The organism is Kitasatospora sp. MY 5-36, assembly GCF_001182915.1.
GTDB lineage: Bacteria > Actinomycetota > Actinomycetes > Streptomycetales > Streptomycetaceae > Kitasatospora.
Genome location: NZ_LFVW01000602.1, coordinates 1 through 6979, shown reverse-complemented (window position 1 = coordinate 6979; position 6979 = coordinate 1). Strand labels below are relative to the sequence as shown.

The 6979-nt window shown below is 73.2% G+C and carries 6 protein-coding genes; 1 reads left to right on the top strand and 5 read right to left on the bottom strand.

What is annotated here, in order from left to right; all coding sequences use genetic code 11:
• The 3 genes from AE652_RS31300 to AE652_RS31290 all read right to left on the bottom strand — a co-directional run.
• Positions 1-613 (bottom strand): carboxymuconolactone decarboxylase family protein (locus AE652_RS31300; protein ID WP_049657658.1); only part of this gene is annotated, 613 nt, incomplete at its 3' end.
• A 97-nt stretch (positions 614-710) separates the two neighbouring features.
• The gene (locus AE652_RS31295) at positions 711-2366 is read right to left on the bottom strand and encodes an FAD-dependent oxidoreductase (protein ID WP_049657656.1); all 1656 of its coding nucleotides are present in this window, start codon (positions 2364-2366) and stop codon (positions 711-713) included.
• Positions 2363-2893, bottom strand: a complete 531-nt coding sequence (locus tag AE652_RS31290) for a DUF5987 family protein (protein WP_234348609.1) — start codon at positions 2891-2893, stop codon at positions 2363-2365. The genes AE652_RS31295 and AE652_RS31290 overlap by 4 nt, the downstream gene beginning before the upstream one ends.
• A 578-nt stretch (positions 2894-3471) precedes the next feature.
• On the opposite strand from AE652_RS31290, the gene AE652_RS31285 reads away from it, so the two are divergent.
• On the top strand, positions 3472-4263 hold the full coding sequence (locus AE652_RS31285; protein ID WP_234348608.1) for a helix-turn-helix transcriptional regulator: 792 nt from the start codon (positions 3472-3474) through the stop codon (positions 4261-4263).
• 159 nt (positions 4264-4422) lie between these two features.
• Here AE652_RS31285 and AE652_RS31280 read toward each other — a convergent pair whose 3' ends face one another.
• Together AE652_RS31280 and AE652_RS31275 are read right to left on the bottom strand one after the other, a co-directional pair.
• Entirely contained in the window at positions 4423-5781 is a 1359-nt protein-coding gene (locus AE652_RS31280) for a cytochrome P450 (RefSeq protein ID WP_255357462.1), read from the bottom strand.
• Positions 5782-5783: 2 nt separating this feature from the next.
• Positions 5784-6758, bottom strand: a complete 975-nt coding sequence (locus tag AE652_RS31275; protein ID WP_049657649.1) for a DUF1702 family protein — start codon at positions 6756-6758, stop codon at positions 5784-5786.
• Positions 6759-6979 lie beyond the last annotated feature (221 nt).

The following is a 6979-nucleotide window of genomic DNA, read 5'->3' as shown; positions in this document are numbered from 1 at the left end:
CGCGCGCGCTGCGGCGCATCAACCGGCCGAGCACGGCCGTCGCCGCCGACCGCGCGGGCGCCGGGAGGCCGGCCGGGAGCGGGCTCTCCTCCAGGAACAGGTTGACCATGCGGTTCAGGTAGTGGAAGGTGACCGCCACGCCGACCAGTTCGGGCACCCGGTCCGCGGGGAACGGCGGTCCCGCACCCCGGCCGCCCGCGCCGTCCCCGGTCTCCCGGAGCCAGTCGGCCACCTCCCGCTCCCTCCCCGCCGCCGCCCGGGCCCCGGCGGACGCCCCCGGTCCGGGCCGCAGCGCGGCCAGCGTCGCGCCGTGCACCTCCGTGCAGAACGGGCAGGCGTTGGCCTCCGACACGGCGACGGCCACCGCCTCCTTGAGCGCCCGGTCGACCCGCCCGGCGGCGAGCAGGGTCTCCCGGAGCATCACCCACGAGGCGGCGAGCACCGCCGGCGAGGGCGCGTGCAGGCCGATCGGCGGTGCGAGCAGGCCGAACTCCCGCTCGACCTCGGCGTAGACCCGGGCCACCTCCTCCCCCGCGTCGGCCGGGCGGACCGGGGCGACCCGGCGGATCTGCGCCAGCGGCCGCAGGGCCGGCCGCAGCAGCGGTATCACCATCGCTCTCCTCCTCTCTGGCTCGATCTGTCGCCGTGGCGCGCTTGGGACGTGTCTGACAATTCCCGCCAGGTGCGCGACGCCAATGGTCAGACACGCCCTAAGGCCGCGTCAGGCCGGGCAGTTGCGTCCGCACCCCGCGCCGTCCGCTGGTCCCGCCGTCCGGCGAGGGCGCGCCGTACCGGACGTTCACGCCGCGCTCCCGCGCTGCGCGCACGATGCCGGGGACGGCGCGTTCGGCGAGCGCGGAGATGGTCAGCGCGGGGTTGACGGTGAGCGCTCCCGGGACGGCGGAGCCGTCGGTGACGAAGATGCCCGGGTGGTCGCGGAGTTCGTGCCGGTCGTCGAGCGCCGAGGTCCCCGGGTCGTCGCCGATCCGGCAGGACGCCAGCGGGTGCACGGTGTACGCGCCCACCAGGTCGTTAGTCCACGGCATGACGCGGGCCAGGCCGTCGCGCTCCAGGATGTCCTTCACCACGGCGTCCGACTCGGCCCAGCCGCGCAGGGTGTTCTCGGTCGGCCGGTACCTGATCGGTCCGCGCCCGAGCATCTGCTGGGAGATCCGGTCCGCGTTGCCGGTGGCCGGCGGCGGACCGAAGACGCCCTCGTTGTCGTCCTCGACCATGGTGAAGACGGTCAGCCAGGACTGCCACCGCCGGACCATCTCCTTCTTCTCCACACCGAACCAGCCGGGGCCGGTCGCGTCGGGCACCTGCGCCAGGATGGTGCCGAACCCGGGCGGGAAGTAGAGCTGTTCCAGGGAGAACCGCGAGTGCTCCGGGAGCGAGCCGTCGAGGTTGTCCCAGCTCGCCACGACCGGCCCCTTGCCGATCTGGTTGGCCCCGAACGCCAGGCCGTCGGAGCGCTTGAGCCCGAGCAGGTCGCGGGCCCGGTCCTCGTCGACGACGGCCGTGTTGAGGCGCTCCCCGTTGCCGGAGAAGTAGCGGCCGACGGCGGAGGGCATCGTGCCGAGGTCCGCCTCGGAGCGCTGGAGGATCACCGGGGTGGCGCCGGCGCCGGCCGCGAGCACGACGATCTTCGCGTCGATCGTGCCGCTGCCGACGTGCACCCGGTAGTCGGTGTCGTCGACGACGTCGTAGTGCACCCGGTAGCCGCCGCCGTCCGTCCGGGAGAGCCGCTGCACCTCGTGCAACGGCCGGATCTCGGCCCCGTGCGCGAGGGCGGCGGGCAGGTAGTTCAGCAGCAGCGACCGCTTCGCGTCGAAGCGGCAACCGGACATCATCCAGTTGCAGTTGGTGCACTTCGCCCGGTCGATGGCGGCCGGGACGGGGTTGGCGGTGCGCCCCGCGTGGTCGCAGGCGGCGGCGAACAGGCCGCCCGCGTAGGTGACGTCGTTCCAGTCCTGCTGGGTGATCGGCAGCGCCTCGGCCACCCGGTCGTACCAGGGGTCGAGGGTGTCCCTGGTGATGGCCGCCGGCCACATCCGGCGGCCGATGCCGCCGCGGCGCTCGAAGGCGAACCGGGGCGCGCGCGGCATCGCGGCGAAGTACACCACGCTGCCGCCGCCGACGCAGTTCCCGCCGAGCAGGCTCATGCCGTCGCCGACCACGAAGTCGAAGATGCGGGTGTACGAGGACCCGAGCAGGAAGTCGTGCTCGAAGTCGGGCGCCTCCAGCCACGGGCCGCGCTCCAGCACGGTGACCCGCGCGCCGCCGGCCGCCAGGTGGTAGGCGGCGATGGCGCCGCCGAAGCCGCTGCCGACGATCAGGACGTCGGTGCTCTCGGTGCTCGTCATGCGGGGCTCCCTGTGGACGTGGTGCCCGGGTGGGGTTCGGCCAGCTGCCGCCGGTACGAGAAGTCGGAGAACCGCCACAGGCCGTCGGCGTCCGGGTCCATGAACCCCATCGCCGTGAGACCGGGGTGGCCCGCCGCGATCGCGTCCGCGGTGTGCAGGTGGGCGGCGGTGTCGTAGGCCATGTTGCTGAACAGCGCCAGCAGGACCCACAGTTCGCGCTCCGGGTGGTCCGGGCCGGTCAGCGTCCGCACCAGGCCGGTCCGGTCCGCGAACGGAAGGGCGACGAACGGCGGCACCGCGTCGTCGAGCGGCAGGCCGTGCTCCTCCGCGTAGGCGCGGGCGTGGCGGTTGAGCGCCTGCTCGTAGTCGTCCAGGGCGTTCGACAGCCCGGTCGCGGGCGTCTCCAGCAGTTCGATGGCGCCTGCCTGCACCGCGCCGCCTCCGGTCGAGGCGCCGGCCACGGCCCGGTCGTCGGGGGAGCGCTTCTCCCCCGGGACGATCGTGTCCGCGAACGCCTCGAGCGTCATGGTGCGGTAATCCTGCTGTTCTGGGATACGCGAGCCCACCGGCATCTCCTCAGGTGGTCGTCGAAAAAACGGGCCCGACGCACCGGCCGACCCCGATTCGCATACGCGACTTTGGCATCGTCCGGGCAATACCTCCACCTCCGCATCTCCTGCGTTGCTGAGGAGCGTTGATCGGCTTCGGCGGCCTCAACCCGGCGGCCGCGCGGCGGCGTTGACCCGTGAGCGCACCATCCCCCACCGCGGGTCGGCAGTGGTGCGCACCCGATCCCGCCCGTTCCGGCAATCGCCCTTGACAATCGGGTTCAAACATACGAACCCCCCCGGCATCCCAACTTTCAGACATGCCAACGGAATGTGCCAACGCGCCATTGCACTTGTCATGCACCAACTGATAACGTCGTCTCTCGTTATGGCGGCGGCCCCCTTTCGTCCTCCCCTTTCCGGCGGGGGACGCCTTCGCATGCCATGGCCTCTCTGACCGCCGGCCCGGAAACCACGGCCGCGACTTTCGTACCCGACCATCGCACGGGCGGAATTTCTGTTCATTCGCATGTACAGCAGAGAACCTGGAGTCGATCATGAAATCTGCCATCGAGCAAGCCGTGACCCGGGCCATCGAGACCATGCACGAGAACATCGGCGAGCTGCTGACCATAGACGATATGGCGCAGGCGGCCATGTACAGCAAATTCCATTTCTCCCGTGAGTTCCAACGGATGACCGGGGTCTCGCCACGGCGATTCCTCTCCGCCATACGCCTGGAGACCGCGAAACGCCTCCTCATCGAGACGACGTTCACCGTGACGGAGATCAGCCACCGGGTCGGGTACAACAGCGTCGGCACGTTCAGCTCCCGGTTCACCAGCAGCGTCGGCGCCTCCCCCACGATGTTCCGTCAGCTCCGGGGCTTCACTCCCCGGATCGAGGTCGACTTACACGGCCGGGGCCGCGGCGCGGAACTCTCGACGTTCCGGGGCGAGATCCGGGCCTCGGTCGCGGGGGACCTCGGCCGGGTGTTCGTCGGACTCTTCCCGACCCGGATCCCGGAGGGACGGCCGGCCGCCTGTTGCGTCCTCCCCCGCCCCGGGGCCTTCCTGCTCGACCGGGTGCCGAGCGGCACCTGGTACCTGCTGGCGCACTCCGTCCCCGTCTCCTTCGACGAGGTGCTGACCGGCGACGGCGAGGTCTCGGTGGGATCGGTCGGACCGATCGAGGTGCGGCCGGACGTGCCGCTGCTGCCGATGGAACTGCGGCTGCGCCCGATCCGGGCCCTGGACCCACCGGTCCTGCTGGCGCTGCTGGACGTACGGTCGACGGCGTTCAACGAGCTGTCCCAGGTCGCCGAGGCCCCCCGGGCCGACAGCGCCTGAGCCGCCGCCGGCCCCGGCCCGGACAGGCCCGGACAGGCCCGGACAGGACAGGCGAGGACAGGACAGTGAAGGCCCGACAGGACGGCGAGGTCCTTACGGCCCGGATCCCCCCGCGGAGGTCCTCTGCGGGGGGATCCGGGCCGCGACGGAGGGTGCGCCTCAGCCGGCCGGGTGCACGGTCATCGGCAGGCCGCCGGCCACCCGCAGCGACAGCATCGGCTCGGGCGTCACCCGGTGGCCGGGCACCTTGACCAGCCGGAGGTCCCGGGCCACCACGGCGATCGTGAAGACGGCCTCCAGCAGCCCGAGGTGGTTGCCGACGCAGAAGCGCGGCCCCGCCCCGAACGGGATGTAGGCGTAGCGCGGCCGGTCCGTGGCCCGGTCCGGGTCGAAGCGCTCCGGGTCGAACTGCTCGGGCGCGTCCCAGAAGCGGGGGTGGCGGTGCAGGGTGTACGGGCAGATCAGGACGTCGGCGCCGGCCGGCACGTGGTAGCCGCCCACCTCGTCGTCCGCCTGCGCCTGCCGCGGGAGGATCCACACCGGCGGGTAGAGCCGCATGACCTCGTCCACCACCCTGGAGGTGTACCGGAGGCGGTGCAGGTCCTCGAACTCGGGCAGCCGGTCGCCGAGCACCTCGACGGCCTCGGCGTGCAGCCGCTCCCGCACCTCGGGGTGCCGGTCGATCAGGTGGAAGGTCCAGCCGAGGGTGCTCGCCGTGGTCTCGTGGCCGGCGAGCAGCAGGGTGACCAGTTCGTCGCGCATCCGCTGCCGGCCGACCCGCGGGTCGGGCTCCTCCGCGGTGGCCGTGATCAGCCGGGACAGCGCGTCGTCGCCCGTGCTCCGCCCGCCGTCGCGGGCGGTCCGGTCCGCGACCAGCCGGTCGACCACCCGCTGCAGGTCCTGCCGGGCCCGCCGGAAGCGCAGCTGCTTGGCGAGCGGCACCCAGGCGGGCACCGCGCCCATGGTGACCATGTCGAACATCGCCTGGTCCTGCACGGCCTCGAAGTCGTGGCCGACCGCCTCGAAGGCGCCGAGGTCGACGTCCAACAGCGTGCGGCCGAGCACCCCGAGGGTGAGCGCCGTCACCTCGTGGACCACGTCGACGGGCCCGCCGCCCTCGTGCGCCCGCAGCCGGCCGACCAGCTTGACCGCCTCCTCCGCGACGACCCCGGCCTGCCGGGCGATCCGCTTGTGCTGGAAGGCGGGCTGGATCTGCCGGCGCTGCTTGCGCCAGAGCTCGCCCTCGCTGGTCAACAGGCCGTTGCCGAGGGCGCGTCGGGCCTGCACCAGGCCGATCCCCTTGTGGTAGTTGGCCGCGTTGTCCGCGAGCACGTGCTTGGCGTGCTCGGGGTGGTTGAAGAAGTAGAGCGTCTTGGGGCCGATGGAGATCCGGACCGCGTCGCCGTACTCCCGCGCGGCGGAGCGCATCAGCTCCAGCCGGTCCCCCACCAGCCTGCGCAGCAGGACCGGGGCGGCCCGGCGCGGCGGTCCTGGCGGCACCCGGCGGGTCGTGGGCACGGCTAGCACCCCCCGTCGTTCGCCAGGCGGTCGGCGACGGCCCGGCGCCACACCTCGTACGCGGGCAGCGCGCCCGGCACCGGCCCGGCCGGCCGGACGTCCCGGGTGACCCTGGCCGCCTCCTCCGGTCCCATGCCGCAGAGGACCCGGGTGGCCAGTTCCGTGTGCGGGACCAGCAGACCGGCCCGCAGCCGGGCCTCGGCCGCGAACGCGCTGCCCTGCGCGACGATGGCCCGGTGCGGTCCGGCCCGGTCCCGGAACGCCCGCAGCTCCGCCTCGTCCGCGCCCCCGGCGTAGGTGGCCGCCAGTCCGGCCCCGCTGTAGAGGTCGGACCACCGGGACTCCGGGAACTTCTCGATCATGGTCGCGACCAGGTCCGCGTCGGTGCCGCCGACGAACCACAGGGCCCGGCCGATGCCCTGGTCGATCGCGTGGCCGGCGTACGACGGCGTGTCACCGGCCGGCCAGGGGAAGGCCGGCTCGCGGTACTGCTCGTGGACGTACCGGGCGGTACGGAAGTACGCCTGGTGGAACCCGTACCCGTCGAGCACGAGCCAGCGCAGCAGCGGGTCGAGCCCGTCGACGTCCGGCCAGCGGAACCTCGGCAGCCGGGCCATCGCCCAGCCGATCCCGACGTAGACCATGTAGACGTGGTCCGCGCCCCGCCCGGCGAGGAAGCGCCCCACCGAGCCGCGGCCGGACAGCGGCAGCCCGTCGAGCACGGCGAAGCCCATGCCGGCGCCCTCGTAGGCGAATCCGCGGAACGGGGCCGGAACGCCCTCCAGGCGGAGCTCCGCCGCCGCCGGGTCCCGGGCCTCCATCGCGTACGCGTAGCCCTCCAGGAACCGCCCGCCGACCGACTCCAGCAGGTGCTGGGCGTCCGGTGACTTCCGGTGGAAGCCGCGCTTCTCCAGTAGGGTCTCCGAGGTGCTCGGGGTGAGAACGCGTCGTCGGAGCGTTCGCCATGCACTGGGCACGCCATTCTCCTCTCAGGTCTTCCTCACGTCGGTGCGCTGCCACGCGGATGGTGCCCGGCCGGATCCGGCGGGGCTTCTCCGCACCTGCTCAGTTCGCGGGGGCCGCCGCGGGCGGCCGGGGCCGGTCCGGCTGCCCGGCGGCACGGAAGTGCGTCCGCACGTTGGCCCGCCACAGCTCGTACGCCGGCGGTCCGGCGGCGGTGGCGCCCGGGGCACGGCCG